The organism is Gemmatimonadaceae bacterium (assembly GCA_030647905.1).
In the GTDB taxonomy this organism is placed as follows: domain Bacteria; phylum Gemmatimonadota; class Gemmatimonadetes; order Gemmatimonadales; family Gemmatimonadaceae; genus UBA4720.
Genome location: JAUSJA010000029.1, coordinates 93,324 through 107,956 on the forward strand (window position 1 = coordinate 93,324; position 14,633 = coordinate 107,956).

At 64.1% G+C, this 14,633-nt stretch carries 14 protein-coding genes; 2 read left to right on the forward strand and 12 right to left on the reverse strand.

What is annotated here, in order from left to right; translation table 11 throughout:
• Positions 1–44 precede the first annotated feature (44 nt).
• The 11 genes from Q7S20_10310 to Q7S20_10360 form a co-directional block, all read right to left on the reverse strand.
• Positions 45–593 carry an SET domain-containing protein-lysine N-methyltransferase gene (locus Q7S20_10310; GenBank protein MDO8502224.1) on the reverse strand — a complete coding sequence of 183 codons (549 nt, stop codon included), beginning with the start codon at positions 591–593 and terminating at the stop codon, positions 45–47.
• Positions 560–1,876, reverse strand: a complete 1,317-nt coding sequence (fahA, locus tag Q7S20_10315) for a fumarylacetoacetase (protein MDO8502225.1) — start codon at positions 1,874–1,876, stop codon at positions 560–562. The genes Q7S20_10310 and fahA overlap by 34 nt, the downstream gene beginning before the upstream one ends.
• A gap of 7 nt (positions 1,877–1,883) precedes the next feature.
• A complete protein-coding gene (locus Q7S20_10320) occupies positions 1,884–2,786 on the reverse strand; it encodes a hypothetical protein (GenBank protein ID MDO8502226.1) in 903 nt (300 codons plus the stop codon).
• A gap of 53 nt (positions 2,787–2,839) precedes the next feature.
• Positions 2,840–3,370, reverse strand: a complete 531-nt coding sequence (locus tag Q7S20_10325) for a superoxide dismutase family protein (protein ID MDO8502227.1) — start codon at positions 3,368–3,370, stop codon at positions 2,840–2,842.
• Between the two features lie 94 nt (positions 3,371–3,464).
• Entirely contained in the window at positions 3,465–5,432 is a 1,968-nt protein-coding gene (locus tag Q7S20_10330) for a tetratricopeptide repeat protein (protein ID MDO8502228.1), read from the reverse strand.
• Between the two features lies 1 nt (position 5,433).
• Positions 5,434–5,592: a DUF5989 family protein gene (locus tag Q7S20_10335; protein MDO8502229.1), complete on the reverse strand. Its 159-nt coding sequence runs from the start codon at positions 5,590–5,592 to the stop codon at positions 5,434–5,436.
• 12 nt (positions 5,593–5,604) lie between these two features.
• The gene (locus Q7S20_10340) at positions 5,605–6,021 is read right to left on the reverse strand and encodes an SxtJ family membrane protein (GenBank protein MDO8502230.1); all 417 of its coding nucleotides are present in this window, start codon (positions 6,019–6,021) and stop codon (positions 5,605–5,607) included.
• Positions 6,021–7,841, reverse strand: a complete 1,821-nt coding sequence (locus Q7S20_10345; protein MDO8502231.1) for a carbamoyltransferase — start codon at positions 7,839–7,841, stop codon at positions 6,021–6,023. The genes Q7S20_10340 and Q7S20_10345 overlap by 1 nt, the downstream gene beginning before the upstream one ends.
• Positions 7,842–7,966: 125 nt before the next feature.
• Positions 7,967–8,548 carry a YceI family protein gene (locus tag Q7S20_10350; GenBank protein MDO8502232.1) on the reverse strand — a complete coding sequence of 194 codons (582 nt, stop codon included), beginning with the start codon at positions 8,546–8,548 and terminating at the stop codon, positions 7,967–7,969.
• 81 nt (positions 8,549–8,629) lie between these two features.
• Entirely contained in the window at positions 8,630–9,067 is a 438-nt protein-coding gene (locus tag Q7S20_10355) for a MarR family transcriptional regulator (protein MDO8502233.1), read from the reverse strand.
• Between the two features lie 31 nt (positions 9,068–9,098).
• On the reverse strand, positions 9,099–10,916 hold the full coding sequence (locus Q7S20_10360) for a DEAD/DEAH box helicase (protein ID MDO8502234.1): 1,818 nt from the start codon (positions 10,914–10,916) through the stop codon (positions 9,099–9,101).
• Positions 10,917–11,188: 272 nt separating this feature from the next.
• Here Q7S20_10360 and Q7S20_10365 point away from each other — a divergent pair, with 272 nt between their 5' ends.
• Both Q7S20_10365 and Q7S20_10370 read left to right on the forward strand, forming a co-directional pair.
• A complete protein-coding gene (locus tag Q7S20_10365; GenBank protein MDO8502235.1) occupies positions 11,189–12,430 on the forward strand; it encodes a histidine kinase in 1,242 nt (413 codons plus the stop codon).
• Entirely contained in the window at positions 12,427–13,215 is a 789-nt protein-coding gene (locus Q7S20_10370; protein MDO8502236.1) for a LytTR family DNA-binding domain-containing protein, read from the forward strand. Before Q7S20_10365 ends, Q7S20_10370 begins: the two co-directional genes overlap by 4 nt.
• 30 nt (positions 13,216–13,245) lie before the next feature.
• Here Q7S20_10370 and Q7S20_10375 read toward each other — a convergent pair whose 3' ends face one another.
• Positions 13,246–14,202 (reverse strand): YdhR family protein, encoded by a 957-nt coding sequence (locus Q7S20_10375; protein MDO8502237.1) that lies wholly within the window; start codon positions 14,200–14,202, stop codon positions 13,246–13,248.
• Positions 14,203–14,633: the final 431 nt, after the last annotated feature.

Here is a 14,633-nt window from a genome sequence, read left to right on the forward strand (position 1 = left end):
AAAGGCAGACATCCGTGAGCTACGTCGCATCCCGGTCACTCCGATCAAGTGGTATAGCGCTTTCCCTCCCGTTTCTTCCTGCGCTTCGGCGGAAGCATGATACTCCCCCTGCACTTCTCCGAGCCGCAGTGACACACGTAGAACTTCTCCAGCTCTTTAATGTTGTCGCCTGTACGCTCGTACTGATAGTCGTAGGCAAGCTCCACGCCGGGCTGGATGTTCTTCAGGGCGTATATCCAGATGCGATCTCCCTCGATGATTGCCTCGCAGTTCGGGTCGCAGGAGTGGTTGATCAGACGCGCCGTGTTCGTGCGGACGTCGCCGTCCAGGCACGTCTCGTCGTCGAGCGTGAAGAGGAACGTATGGTGCCGCGTCATGTTCTCTTCGTCGTACCGCCGGTCGGCCTCGTCGTTGGAAACCTTCTCTCCGGTATACTCGATGATTCTCTGACCGGGACGTATTCGCCGCCTCGCGAAGACTCCGCGACCCTGAATTCCTGACTTGCGAACCTCGTGGAGGTCGTTGCCGCGAGAGGCGCGGCGACTGATGCCGTTCTGCTTCACTCCATAGCCGAAAGAATCGTTCCCCGGCACTCGCCGAATCCGATGCGAGGCCTGCCGGGAGCTTCGAGGTATCCATTCATGATGACTTCGTCGCCGTCCTGAAGGAAGCGCCGCTCCTCACCGGTCGGCAGCACGAAAGGCCGAGTGCCGCGCCATGTGAGCTCGAGCATGCATCCCAGCGCATCCGGCGAGTCACCCGACACCGTGCCGCTGGCGAGGAGATCACCCGGCCGCATGGCGCAGCCGTTGCTCGCGTGATGAGTGAGCATCTGCGCGACCGTCCAGTACATCCCGTTGAAAGGGGCCCTGCTCAGGCGCGTCGGCGCGATGCCCTCCTGTCGCATCCGGGCGGAAGACAGATGCACCTCGAGGATCGCCGAGATTCCCCCGCGCGCCTCGTCAGTGCTCGACCGCAGATAACCGAGCGGCCTGGGATCGCCCTCCGGCCTGCTCGCCGCGGGAACGCGGTATGGCTCCACGGCCTCCGATGTAACTATCCACGGCGAGACCGTCGTCGCGAAGTTCTTCGCCAGGAACGGTCCGAGCGGCTGATACTCCCACGCCTGGATGTCGCGCGCCGACCAGTCGTTCACGAGGCAGAATCCAAAGATGTGCGAAGGTGCGTCGTTCAGAGCGATCGTCTCGCCGAGCCGCGTTCCGCGCCCGACGAAGAACCCCAGCTCGGACTCGTAGTCAAGCATGAGCGATGGCCCGAAGCTCGGCCCAGCCGCATCAGCGGCCTTCGTCTGGCCAAGCGGCCGTCGAACGGGCCCTCCGCTCGGAACGATGGATGACGCGCGACCGTGATACCCGATCGGCACGTGCTTGTAGTTGGGGAGCAGCGGGTTGTCCGGCCGGAACATGCTCCCGACGTTGGTCGCGTGATGCACCGACGCGTAGAAATCGGTGTAATCGCCGATTTCCGCCGGAAGCCTCATCGTGACGTCGTCCATCGAGGGCAGGATGTCGCCGCGCATCGCTTGCGCCTTCGTCGCGCTCTGCCCGCTCTTGCGCAACACGCCGCTGAACTCGGCGCGCAGAGCCGATAGCTGAGCGGGGTCGAGCGCCATCAGCGTATTGAGAGACGGCTCGTCGCACGCCCGCGCCGCTTCGGAGTCCTCGATCAGCTCCGCCTGAACGCAGGCCGTGACGTCCAGCACGCGGTCGCCGATGGCGACTCCGACGCGCGGCGGTGACTGGCCGCTGGCTTCGACGAAAACGCCGAACGGAAGGTTCTGGATCGGGAAGTCGGCGAGCTGGTCGTTCGCCGACTTTACCCAGCTCCGCAGCGATGGATCGTGCGTGTCGTTCATCAGGGCGTCACAGGAGATCGAGCCGAGCCGCCTCGGCGACGGGCTCGGTGAAAGAGCACGAGCCGAAAGAGAGCGCGAAGCCATGGCGCGCGGATGCAAGCTGCGCGGACGAGAGCGCCGTACCGCGCCACCGGACGCCGCTTTCATCGAACTGGAAGGCGGCGGGGTCGGTTTCCTCGAGAATGGCGAGGACGGAATCTTCACTCATGCCCAACCGCGCGAACGCCGCGGCGACGAAGACGTTGAGATAGCCGTACATCAGGTCGGCGGGTGCGTGGGCTTCGTAGGTGAGCGGATACATAGCGCGAATTGCGTGATGCAACCCCGCAGTCGCCTTGAAGGGCACATCGTGGCGACTGCACGCAACGATGAAACCCAACACGTCAGGCGCCGCGGGAATCGCACCCGCGACGACGCCGCCGGTCCGGATCTTCGCCGCGGCGCGCGTTCCGGACAGCGCCGATATGAGCGGCTCGGGATCCGGCGAGGCCGGAATCTCGAGGAAGAGCTGAAATGATTCCGGGAAGATTCCGAGTGCGCGCTCGATGTCTTCGACGGACCGGACGGGGACTTCAATGGCGTCGCACACAGCGTGGCCAGCGGGCGATTTATTCCCGTGCCCGCGGTTGAAGTGGAGTACTTTCTCCTTTACCTGCTCCATGTCCGACGCGCCGATGACGCTCAGTCTCCACGGCTGCGAGGCGGCGCCGCGTGGCAGCACGGCCGCCGCACTTTCGGCGAACTCGTCGAGTCGGGCGGCTGGGAGGACGAACCGGCCCAGAAGATCGCGCTCCCTCCATCGCCGATAATCCGCGTACGCCCGAACCGCGGCATCCATCTCCAGCGACGCCGGGGGAAACAAGCCGGCGTAGTCTATCAGGCCGGCAAGGAATGCGCGCGCGGATGTCATTGCCGCAAATCTACCCGGGCCACGCTCCTTACAGAACCGGAAATGTGAGATCGCTAGAGCGTCCGCTTCACCACTCCGCACGCTATGCGCGCCCCGCTGTTTCCCGACGGCTGGGATATCTGATCGTCCGCCGCCGCGTGGACGACGATGGAGCTTCCATCCGAGTCGAACAGAGTCGTCGAGCCATCGGTAAGCGAGATGCGATCGGTCGTGAAGCTGGCTCGACCGAGTCCGTCCGAGCCCACCGTGAAGTTGGGCGCATCACCCGCGTGCGGTCCCGCCGGATTGTCGAGCCCATGCTGCCGTCCCAGCGGATTGTAGTGCGCGCCGGCAGACGCGAACGCGCCGGATGGATCGCAGGTGCCGACTGCGTGGAAATGGATTCCGTGCGGTCCGGGGGGAAGGCCGCTCAGCTGGACGTTGACGTGAACGACCTTGTCCAAGTCCTGCCACATCTCGGCGGTGCCGCGCTGTGCGCCAGTGGCATCCGAGATCGTCGCGTAAGCCACGGCGACGCGATTGAGAGGCGTCGGCGCGGACGCGCAACCGGCAAGCACGGCAGCAGCCACTGCCACGGGAATCATTCGAGCGATGGTACGTTGCATGGGGGCCTCGGCGGTGGATTCGATGCAGTGGCGGAAGCTAGCCGCCACTACCCAACGGGCAAGGATCGTGCGCCTAACGCGGCGGGATCCCGATGGCAGCCATCCACTCCGCGAGCCCCGGATAACGCGGCTCGACCTGCGCCAGGCGGACGGCCAGAGATCGAGCGCGCTCGATGTCCCGCGTCACCGCGTACGCCAGCGAAAGCTGATACAGCGCGGCGGGCATGTCCGGACTGAGCTGCAGCGACTGCTCGAGAAGCGCGATGGCCCGAGGCGCATTCTTCTCCTGCATCGCGACCACCCCGAGCGTGTAGGCCGTGAACGCCGTCGGCTTGATCCAATAAGCACGCTCGAGATACGGGCGCGCGCGCTCGGGCTGACTCGCCGAGAGCAACGCCCGCCCGGCCAGACGCCACGCCACCTCGATCCCCGGCTCGTCGCGGATCAATCCCTCGTACTCCGCCACCGCGCGGTCGGGATCGCCTGCCTCGACATAACGCTGGGCCAGCATCGATTTTGCCTGCGCCCACGGCATGCCGCCGCGCGACACCGTGAACGCGAGACTGTCGAGGAAATCCGTCGGACGATACGTGCCACGATAGTCAAGCTGGCGTGATACGGGAAGAAATGGCCAGCGCGTAGTCACAGTCCTGATCGTGTGATAGGCAACGCGCTGGTCCAGCTCGGTAAGCCGCATCCGCGCCGAATATGTCTCCCAGCCAGCGAACCGTCCCATGTCGGCGCGTCTCCCGAGAAATCCACCGCGTTGAAGCGCGTCGAAATACATCCGGGCGATGAGCACATAGCCGCGCTGACTTGGATGCACGTGCTCGAGAAAAATGTCCGAACCGGGAATACGATAGGCGGATGCGGCAGCCACTCCCTCGGCAACGGGCACGTAAACCGCGCCAGTCTCGCGTGCGACCTGCTGCACGATGCCCTGGAATACGGAGGGCGCGCGAAAGCGGATGACGTCGAGGTCGCGGGCGCGCCCGAACTCGGTTGCCGCACCAATGCTGTCGCCGGCGGCAAGCATCGCTTTCGCGGAATCGAAGACGAATGTCGCCGAGCTGTCGGGCGGGACCGCCACAGTACCGAACGGGGGCAGGTCTCTCAGGTTGCTCGGCGTGCTGCCAACGAACACGGCGATGCCGGCGCGCCGAAACGCGCCGATGGCGACACGCAGGTTGCTCTCGTACTGTCGCAGCCCGCGCTCGTAGGTCTTCCCGCCGAGGACGATGCGCTGGTCGCCGACAACGCTTTCCATGCGCGTTGCGTCGGCTTCGATCTCACGCGTCGAACGGCCTCCGCGCACTGCAGCGAGCGTCCTGTTCGTCGCGTTGCGTAGCAGCAGAAAAGTCTTGAGCCGTTGAAGCCGGAGATAGAGCCGGACGAATCCGGGGAACGATCCGAGACTCTCCGTCGAGCCTGCCCCAAGCGCGCCGTAGTACTCGTTGTGGCCGCCGTAGATGATCACCGCATCGGGCTTCTGGGCGATCACTTCGCCGGCCAGGTCAACGATCGTGTAACTGTTCGTCGCGGCCATGCCCATGTTGACGACTTCGACGGTATCGTTCGGAAGCACGTCGGTGAGTGCATCGCGCAGCACACGCGCGAATGTTCCGTTCGAAGGATACGGGAAGCCCGCGGCCGAGGATTCTCCGAGCACGAACAGGCGCATCGAATGCGCCGGCTTCTGTACGAGGAATGGATCTCCGGGGGGCGAGGGAGGATATTGCTCCTGCGGGAAGTAGCGCTTTCCGACCCGTTCGCCCGGCACTTTGTACCGCCCCTGAAGAACGGCCGGCGTGTCGAACGCCGCCATGTCGCCGCCGTAGTTGCCGAGACGCAGTCCAATCTCGAGCGCGGCGACGAGCAGGAAGGGCAGCGAAAGCGTTATGGCGAGAAACACCGCCGCCTTCGCGGGTGGCAGTGGTGCACGCGGACCCGCACCGCGCGAGGGGTTCGCTTCCGCATCCCGCTTCCTCTTTTCGTCGCGATACCGGTCCCCGGCCGGCCCCTTACCCGGCTTTCGGGCCATCCTAGAAAATCGTGTAGATGAAGGGAGCGAGCGCAGACCCCTGCGCGAACACGAGCAGTCCGCCGACGAGCAGCATGACGACGAGTATCGGCAGCAGCCACAGCTTCTTGCGCTCCTTCATGAACGCCCACAACTCACCGAGGAGCCCCAGGAATCCCATCGCTTCAATCTCCTAGAATTGTCTTTCCATGCGGCGCCGCCTGTCGGTCGGCGCCATGGGCGGCCGCGCAATCCAGTAGCTGCCATCGTCCGGCTTGTGCACCAGCGGATTGCTTCCGAACGCGCGGCGGAAAAATCCGACCGGTGTCAGTACCACAAAGTACACGATGCCCATGAAGATCGGCGTCGTCACTTTCGAGAGGGCGCGGGCGAGCGCCATCCAGCCGCGCTCGATGGAGCCGAGGCGCGATGGAGCCACGATCGCGGCGGCTCCGAGAACAGCGGCCAGCGCGCCAAGCGCGACCGGCACCCACTCGCGCCCGCGCCACCATGAGATGGTAGCGAGCACCGCGAACGCGGCAGCAAGCGTCAGCGCGAAGCGCCTTCCCTTCGCTGAATCGTACGGCAAACCGTTTTCGCTCATCGCCATCAGTCGAAGGGAATGGTGTTCTGCCATGCATCCTCGTCGAACCTCGGCTGCGCGGTCCTGGCGAGAATGAACGAGCCGATCACGAGATAGTCGAGATGCGTGCGCATGAAGCACCGATAGGCATCGCCTGGCGTGCAGACGATCGGCTCGCCTCTCACGTTGAACGACGTGTTGACGAGCAGCGGACATCCGGTAATACGGTCGAACTCGGTGAGCAGCGCGTGATACAACGGAGACCGGTTGCCGCTCACCGTCTGGATACGCGCCGAATAATCGAGATGTGTCACCGCCGGAATGTCGGAGCGCGGAATGTTCAGCAGATCAATTCCCCACCGATTGGTTCCCTCGGGAAGCGGCAGCCGCCGTTCGCCTTTCACCGGCGCCACGATGAGCATGTAGGGAGATTCGCCATCAAGATCGAAGTATTCGGACGCGCGCTCCTCGAGCACGCTTGGCGCGAACGGCCTGAAGCCTTCGCGGAACTTGATCTTCAGATTGATTAGCGCCTGCATGCGCGCGCTGCGTGGGTCGGCGAGAATGCTGCGCCCTCCGAGGGCTCGCGGACCGAATTCCATCCGCCCCTGGAACCAGCCGACAACCTGCTCTTCAGCGAGCACGCATGCGGTGCGCTCGAGAAGCGCGCGCTCATCATACTTCTCGAAGACGGCGCCGCACTCCGCGAGCTCCGCCTCGATCTCGGCGTCCGTGAATTCAGGGCCGAGCTGTGCGCCGTGCATCGAGTCGGTCGCCCTCGCCGTGCGCGGGCTGTCGAGGTAGCGATGCCACCCCAGCAACGCCGCGCCCAGCGAGCCACCCGCGTCTCCCGCCGCCGGCTGAATCCACACGCTCTCGAATGGGCTCTCGCGAAGAACGCGCCCGTTCGCGACCGCGTTGAGCGCCACTCCTCCGGCGAGGCATAACGATCGCGACCCCGTCTCACGGTGCGCTGTCTTCACCATGCGCAGCACGATTTCCTCGCAGACGTCCTGGACGCTTCGCGCGAGATCCATCTCACGCTGTGTCAGCGGCGACTCGGGCGCGCGCGGCGGCCCGCCGAAAATCTCGTCGAATGCCGGGCTCGTCATCGTGAGACCGCTCAGATAGTTGAAGTAGAGCTGGTCGAGCCGGAACGAGCCATCCTCCCGAAGGTCGAGCAGATGCCGGTAGATCGCATCCACGTACTTCGGCTGCCCGTACGGCGCGAGCCCCATCACCTTGTACTCGCCCGAGTTGACCCTGAACCCCGTGTGGTACGTGAACGCGGAATACAGGAGACCCAGCGAATCAGGCCAGTGCAGCTCACGCGCGAGCCGGATGTCGCCACCTTCTCCACGGCCGATTGACGCCGTCGCCCATTCGCCTACTCCGTCTATGGTGAGTATCGCCGCTTCGTCGAATGGAGACGGATAGAACGCGCTTGCCGCGTGCGATTCGTGATGCTCCGCATAAAGCACCTTGCCATCGAAGCCGCCGAGCCCATCGCGTATCGCGCGATCGGTGTAGAGCTTCTCCTTGAGCCAGAGGGGGCCGGCCTTGAGAAACGACGCGAACCCGCGCGGAGCGACACCGAGATACGTCTCGAGAATGCGCTCGAACTTGAGGAGCGGCTTGTCGTAGAACACCACCGCCTCGACTTCGCCGATCGCGATACCCGCCGTGCGCAGGCAGTACTCGGTCGCACGCGCCGGGAAGGCATCGTCACCCTTGTGTCGCGTGAATCTCTCTTCCTGCGCCGCTGCGATCACTTCCCCGTTCCGGAGCAGGCACGCAGCGCTGTCGTGGTAGAAGGCCGATACGCCGAGCAGGTGCCTGTCGCTCAAGCGCCGCGCGCCGCCATGCGGAAGGAATGCATGCGACGAAAGCTGTTCGCGCTCAACTCCCGCGCAAGCTTCCCGGCGAAGGCGGCGGGTTCATGCGCGCCGTTCGTTCGATGGCGTAGGTCGGCTTACGCCGCCGCCGCGTCCACCGCCACGGCCGTGAACTCGGCATCTATCGAAAGCTTGATCTCGTCGCCGAGGACGAATCCGCCCGTCTCGAGCGCCTGGTTGTAGACCAGGCCGAAGTCGCGCCGGTCGAGCTTGCCCTTCGCGCTGAATCCCACTCGCGAATTGCCCCACGGATCGCGTGCAGTTCCCTCATTCGTCACGTCGAGCTTCAGCTCGCGCGTCACGCTGCGGATCGTGATGTCGCCATAAAGGGTGAAATCCGCGCCGACATCTCCGTCGATTCTCTTCCCGACGAACCGGATCGTCGGCCACTTCTCCGCGTCGAAGAAATCAGCCGAGCGAAGGTGCGCGTCACGCTGCTCCTGGCGGGTGTCCACGCTTGCCGTCGCGAGATCTACCTCGAGCTCGAACTGTCCGGGCTGCGCAAGGTCGCCCTTCAGAACGCCCGTGACGTCGGCGAAACCCCCTTTCACGGTGGCGATCATGAGGTGCTTGACGGCGAACTCGACGTTCGTGTGGGCGGGGTCAATCTGCCAAGTCGGAATTGCGTTGGCGGCAATGGGCTCAATTGTGGTGCTCATTTGTCTGCTCCTGAATGGTTGAGTGATGATTTATCGGTGCCACGACTTTGCATATATGAAGCATCAAATCAAAAAAAGAGATCAGCCCAGCGCTCCCAGGGCGGACTCGAGCGCGGCAAGTTCCGACGGCCGCACCAGCTCAGCGAGCTCGGACTGAACTCGTGACATTTCCGTCGCTCCCGCCATCTGCTTCTGCACGCCGAGCTGCGTCAGCTCCGCCCGGACGCTGCGGCGATCTGCCGGATCATCCACCCGCCGCACCAGCCCGTCCGCCTCGAGTCGATCCACCAGCTGCGTGATGTTCGACCGGACGCAGCTTAGCCGCGCCGCGAGCTCGCTGAGCGTCACCGGCTCCCCTGCCTCGGCGAGCTTGGTCAACGCACTTTGCTTCGCCATGGACAAGCCAACAGTGCCAAGCGCCAATTCGAGGCGGTCGCCAACGACCTGCGCGGCATGCAGAATGGAGAAGGTGAAGTGAGTCGGAGCAACGGGTGTCGCCGGTTCCGGTTTGTCGTTCATGTATGAATAATACAGTGCATTCACACCGCCGTCAAGACCCCTTGGTCGGCTTCCCTTTCCCCTTCGATTTGCCAGTGGGACCCTCGAAGCGCTCCCGGCGAACGGTCACCCGCTTGCCCCGAATCTTCGCCCCTGCCATCGCTTCCACGACGATATCGGCGGCGGATTCGGGGACCTCGACGAGCGAGAACCCATTTCCCATTTCGATGCTGCCGATGTCGCGACCGGGAATTCCTGCCTCATTGGCGATCGCGCCGACGAGATCCGCGGGCCTTATCCCGGCGGTGCGACCCAGTCCGATGTAGATCCGGGTCATCTTCGTCTTCCCGGCGGTCTTTCCGGCGGTCTTTCCGTCGGTCTTTCCGGCGGTCTTTCCGGCGGTCTTCTCGCTGGACCGCGGCCTGGCAGGGCTCGCGGCATGTCGCTCCGCTCGTGGCGACACGGATGCAGCGCGCCTGGCTTTGTCTCGCGGCGGTGCAACCGAAGCGATCTCCTCTTCGTTTTCGCGCGGATTTCCGCCCGCCTCGTGTGCCAGCTTCACCGCGGCAGCCGCGACGTCCATCACGTCGAGGTCTTCACCGAGTGATTCGACGATCGTGCGATACTGATCGAGGGAGCCGTCTTCCACCGCCTGGCGCACTGCGGCGCGTGTCTTCTCGAGCCGGCGTGAGCGGAGATCCACGACGGTTGGCACCGGCTCTATTCGAATCTTCTGCCGCGTATGCTGTTCGATAGTGCGCAGCATCCGTGACTCGCGCGGCTCGGCGAGGGTGATCGCCACGCCCTCGCGGCCGGCGCGGCCGGTCCGCCCGATGCGATGCACATATGCATCCGGCGCCGAGGGTACGTCGAAGTTCACGACGTGGGAGAGGTGGCCAATGTCCAGACCGCGCGCGGCGACGTCGGTGGCGACGAGAAGATCCAATCCTCCTTCGCGAAATCGGCGCATCACGCGATCCCGCTGCTCCTGCGACAGGCCGCCATGAAGCGCTTCCGCGCGGTAGCCGCGCCCGTTCAGCGTCTCGGTCAGCTCATCCACCTCGGTTCGCGTACGGCAGAAAACGAGAGCAGATGCGGGATTCTCGATGTCGAGAATGCGTCCGAGGGCGGCGGGCTTCTGTTGCCGCTGCACCATGTACGCGACTTGCCTCACACGCGGCACCGTCCCCGCTTCCGCGCGGTCCGGCTCGATCCGCACGTTGACGGGGTCCTTCAGGTGCCGCTTCGCGATCGCCCTGATTCGAGGCGCGAGAGTGGCCGAAAAGAGCGCGGTCTGCCGCGGCGTCGGTGCAGCTTCGAGTATCGCGTCGAGGTCTTCAGCGAATCCCATGTCGAGCATCTCGTCGGCTTCGTCGAGGACGACCGTGCGCAGCTTCGAGAGATCGAGTGTCGAGCGACGGATGTGATCGAGAGCCCGGCCCGGCGTCGCGACAACGACGTCCACTCCGCGCCGAAGAACGGTCAGCTGCTGATGAATTGATTGACCGCCATACACCGGAAGCACGCGAGCTCCGACCGGCTTGCCGTACTTGTGAATGGCCTCGGCGACCTGCATCGCCAGCTCGCGCGTGGGAACCAGGATGAGAGCGCTGATGCGCTCACCTCCCCGTCTCCGGTCGGGATCGCCGGCGAGATGCTCGAGAATCGGCAGCGCAAACGCGGCTGTCTTGCCGGTGCCGGTTGCGGCCTGGCCAAGGAGGTCCCTCCCGGCGATCAGCGGGGGAATGGCCTCTTTTTGAATGGGTGTCGGCTCTTCGTAGCCAAGCGACGCGAGGGCGCGGCCGATGGGCTCGCTGATTCCGAGCTCGCCGAAACCGTCGGCTGGGGTGCTCGATTCTGTATTGGACACTCGAAGCACTCTCCTCGGGGGGCGTCGCTGCAAACTCAACTGCAATCTAAGCGGGCCCGGCAGCGAGGAGTCGCGCTCCGCGTATTTCACCGACGCGGCGGTGGATCACCAACCCGGAAATGAAGATGGCAGGTAGCGTGAGCAGAGGCGTTGCGATACCCTACCGACATCACGCGGCTATCCGCTCCGGGCTCATGATGGTCCTCTCTACGACACAAGACGCGGCGATTCCTGCAAGCCTCCGGCTTCGGAGAGAGCGTGCGGAGCGCGTCATGAATGCGCTTCGCGGCGCAATTCTCGTCCTGCTGGCGATCGCTGCGCTCGCGTATGCACCCGCGCTCGCCCCGGAGCTGGAGCGCGTCAATGCACTGCTCCTCGTTCCGACTCTCACGTGGACGCTGGCCCAGTACCTCATCTGGTACCGGAACCCGCAGCTTCCTGAATGGCTGCCGATGACGAACGCGATCGTTGATGTCACGGCCGTGACCGGAATCATCGCCGGTTACGCAGTCGCGGGCTCCGGCACTCTTGCGTTGCGGTCGCCCATCTTCATGATGTATTTCGTCGTGCTGGCGGCGCGGCCGGTGGCGTCATCGGTCCGCAAGACGGCGCTCGTCGCCATTCTCGTATTCGCCGAGTACGCTGCGCTCTTCGCCTGGCTGCTCGCGACAGATCGAATCGATCCGATTGTCAACCCGGTGATAGCGGTCGCCGCCGGCAGGCTGTCATATCTCGACGAAGGCGCATGCCTGATGCTGCTGGCGATAGCGGGCGGTGTGGCCACCTACGCGACTTCATGGGTCGAGCGTCTCGTAATTGAGTCAGCGACTGAATCGGCGGAGCGCCACCGGGTCGCGACGAGACTCGTGCAGGCGCAGCTTGATACGCTGCGGCTGCAGCTGAGCCCGCACTTCCTCTTCAATGCGTTGAACAGCGCGATGGCCCTCATCGCGACGAACTCGAAAGGGGCCGAGCGGATGCTCGCCGAGATCAGCGACTTCCTGCGCTCAGTACTCCACAGCTCGACGGAGCCGGAGGTGACAGTGGACCGGGAGCTGGCGCTGCTTCAGAACTACGTCGAGATCCAGCGCGTGCGATTCGGCGACAAGCTGATCGCGACATTCGACGTTGACGAGTCCGTGCGCCAGGCGATGGTGCCGAGCCTCCTCCTCCAGCCCCTCGTTGAAAATTCGATACGGCATGGGATCGGTCCGCGGGCTGCGGGCGGCAAGATCGCGGTGTGCGTTCGTCCCAAAGGCGACATGCTGCGGATAGACGTCGTGGACGATGGCGTCGGCCTGCCTTCCCGGCGCGCGCGGGAAAAACAGCGGGGACCCGGGTTGGGGCTCGCCAACACCGCGACACGTCTCAACCACCTTTACGGTGAGCGGCACACGTTCGAGACGGGGCCCGGCACCAATGGCGGCTTCGCGGTGCACCTGTCGCTTCCGCTCAAGCTTTCCCGTGCGACGAGCGCGCACGAACTTCACGGTATGGAGGAAGTGACGGCGTGACATCGGTTCCAGCTACTGCAGCCATCCGGATAATCATCGTGGACGACGAGGACCTCGCGAGGCAGCGGCTGCGCATGCTCCTCGCGAAGCGTCCGGACTTTGAGCTGGTGGGCGAGTGCGCGACGGGGACGGACGCGGTGCGGACGATCCGCTCGATCAAGCCGGACATGGTGCTGCTCGACGTGCAGATGCCGGAGCTCGACGGGTTCGACGTCATCAGCGAGATCGGCGCGCAGAACATGCCGCCGGTGATATTCGCGACCGCGTTCGACGATTACGCAGTGGACGCGTTCGAGGTGGGTGCAGCGGATTATCTCCTGAAGCCGGTGGACGAGGACCGGTTCAATCGCACGCTGGACAGGGCCGCCCGGCGGTTTCGCGAGGCCGGTGACGGCTCGACCGCGGCGCAAATGTCCGCGATTCTCCGGAAAATCTCGGCGCTCTCACCGTCCAGCACGCGGTTCGCCGTGAAGGTGCACGGAAAGGTGCTGTTTCTCGATCCCGCGGAGATCTACTGGATTCAGGCGCGGGACGACGTGGCGCGCGTGCATCTCGTCGACTCCGCATACGACGTGCGCGAGCCCCTCAGCCACCTCGAGGCGCGGCTCCCCGCCGGGTCGTTTCTCCGAGTGCACCGCTCTGTCATCGTGAATACCGCGCACATCCGGGCCGCGGAACCGTTCGACCAGGGTGACCAGATGCTGATCCTGCGGAACGGCAAGCGCATCACGACCGGCAGGAGCTTCCGCAAGATTGTCCAGGATTTTCTGCGCGGCGCAACCTGACGCTCATCCTGACGCTCACCCTGATCAATTTCAGCTTAAAGCCTGATTCAGAGGGCCTCTGGTGATCGCGCTGTGGTCTCCCATCACGTCGAATAACTTTGCGGTAATGTTGCTGATGGCTGGGCTCGACTTGAGAGCCGCGACGATCGGCCCGGCCATATAAGACTCCGCTGCAGCTTTGCTTTCGAAAAGGTAGATACCACCGGCCTCGTTTTCTGCCTCATTCATCAACCAGACCTTCCAGCGGAGACCGGGCAAGTCCGCAATCGGTTGTGCCACGTCGAGCCACGCTGCTGCCAAGTCGGCGCGCGGGATGCTGAACTTGAGATTCACCTGCAGTATTTGCTGTGGCATTCGGTTCTCCTGTTGTTTGGTACTGCCGATTGGATGCACATCTGTTAATCGGGCCGACGCGGCGACAGGCACCATGAGGTGCTCATACGGCGTTCCTGGCCACATGACGAACGGCTGCCCCGGATTGGTCGGCTCGCGCGGGTGCCCTTGGAGCATCCCGCGCGTGTTCAAGATCATCAGCGCCGGTCCAGTCTGGACGCCCGGTGTACCTGGCACCGTTGCGGCATGGGGATCGGCATTGCTTTGCGTCCAACTGCTCTGGAGCATGTACGCGATCCCGATCGGAAGATTTGGAGCGGGACTCTGATTCGACATCCATGCCTGTGCCCACGCAAGGCCTGCCTGATCGAAGCACATAGGTGCGTTGCCCGGGGTGGTCGGATCATCAGGGAAGCAGGTGAACTCTCCCGAACCCTTTCGCACGGTGCGCATCTGCCCCTTGCTGTCGGACGCGATCACTGTCGCGGTGCGCGCAATCGCCTCAGGGGCCGCAGACGTCGCATTGGCGATCAGGGCAGCATCGCCTGCCGGTACATCGATCGGCCTGGCAGGCGTGACTTGCGCGCTTGGCACACAGGCGCCAAGCGAGAGGAGCAGGACGGAGAGAGCTGGTAGTGCGGTCGACCGGAACATAGGACAGGACCTCCACAATGTGAATTGCCTACAAGGGAAAGCGCCGCAGGCGAACGGCTTTCGAGGCCTAGCATTAAAGCATCACTCGCATAAGGGCTGCCATGGCCATGTTTCGCCGGGGCCTTGGACGGCAAGGGGGCGGGCGAGCTTCGTAGTGGGTCAGTTTCGAGTTGGCAGGATGGAGGCGAGCCGCCCTGCTTGCCACGGAGACACGAAGACACGGTGAAAAACGCTTTAGAGGGAAAGGCGCTTCATTCCGTTAATGAGAGTGCTCGAGTTCCCAGCAAAGACAATCTTCGTATGTCGATTCCAGCAATCCCAACAACCGTTTTCCTCCGTGTGCTTCGTGGCAAGTGCAGAGACATGGCTAAACTGACCCACTACCCGCCGCTCCGATGCCGGCGCAGCCCCAATCCTCACAGAGACAGGGC

Bases quoted from the DNA above. Each gene is read 5' to 3' on its own strand.
- Q7S20_10320 (MDO8502226.1), bottom strand. From the start codon at position 2,786: ATGACATCCGCGCGCGCATTCCTTGCCGGCCTGATAGACTACGCCGGC.
- Q7S20_10330 (MDO8502228.1), bottom strand. From the start codon at position 5,432: ATGGCCCGAAAGCCGGGTAAGGGGCCGGCCGGGGACCGGTATCGCGAC.
- Q7S20_10325 (MDO8502227.1), bottom strand. From the start codon at position 3,370: ATGATTCCCGTGGCAGTGGCTGCTGCCGTGCTTGCCGGTTGCGCGTCC.
- fahA (MDO8502225.1), bottom strand. From the start codon at position 1,876: ATGAACGACACGCACGATCCATCGCTGCGGAGCTGGGTAAAGTCGGCG.
- Q7S20_10375 (MDO8502237.1), bottom strand. From the start codon at position 14,202: ATGTTCCGGTCGACCGCACTACCAGCTCTCTCCGTCCTGCTCCTCTCG.
- Q7S20_10355 (MDO8502233.1), bottom strand. From the start codon at position 9,067: ATGAACGACAAACCGGAACCGGCGACACCCGTTGCTCCGACTCACTTC.
- Q7S20_10365 (MDO8502235.1), top strand. From the start codon at position 11,189: ATGAATGCGCTTCGCGGCGCAATTCTCGTCCTGCTGGCGATCGCTGCG.
- Q7S20_10340 (MDO8502230.1), bottom strand. From the start codon at position 6,021: ATGGCGATGAGCGAAAACGGTTTGCCGTACGATTCAGCGAAGGGAAGG.
- Q7S20_10335 (MDO8502229.1), bottom strand. From the start codon at position 5,592: ATGGGATTCCTGGGGCTCCTCGGTGAGTTGTGGGCGTTCATGAAGGAG.
- Q7S20_10350 (MDO8502232.1), bottom strand. From the start codon at position 8,548: ATGAGCACCACAATTGAGCCCATTGCCGCCAACGCAATTCCGACTTGG.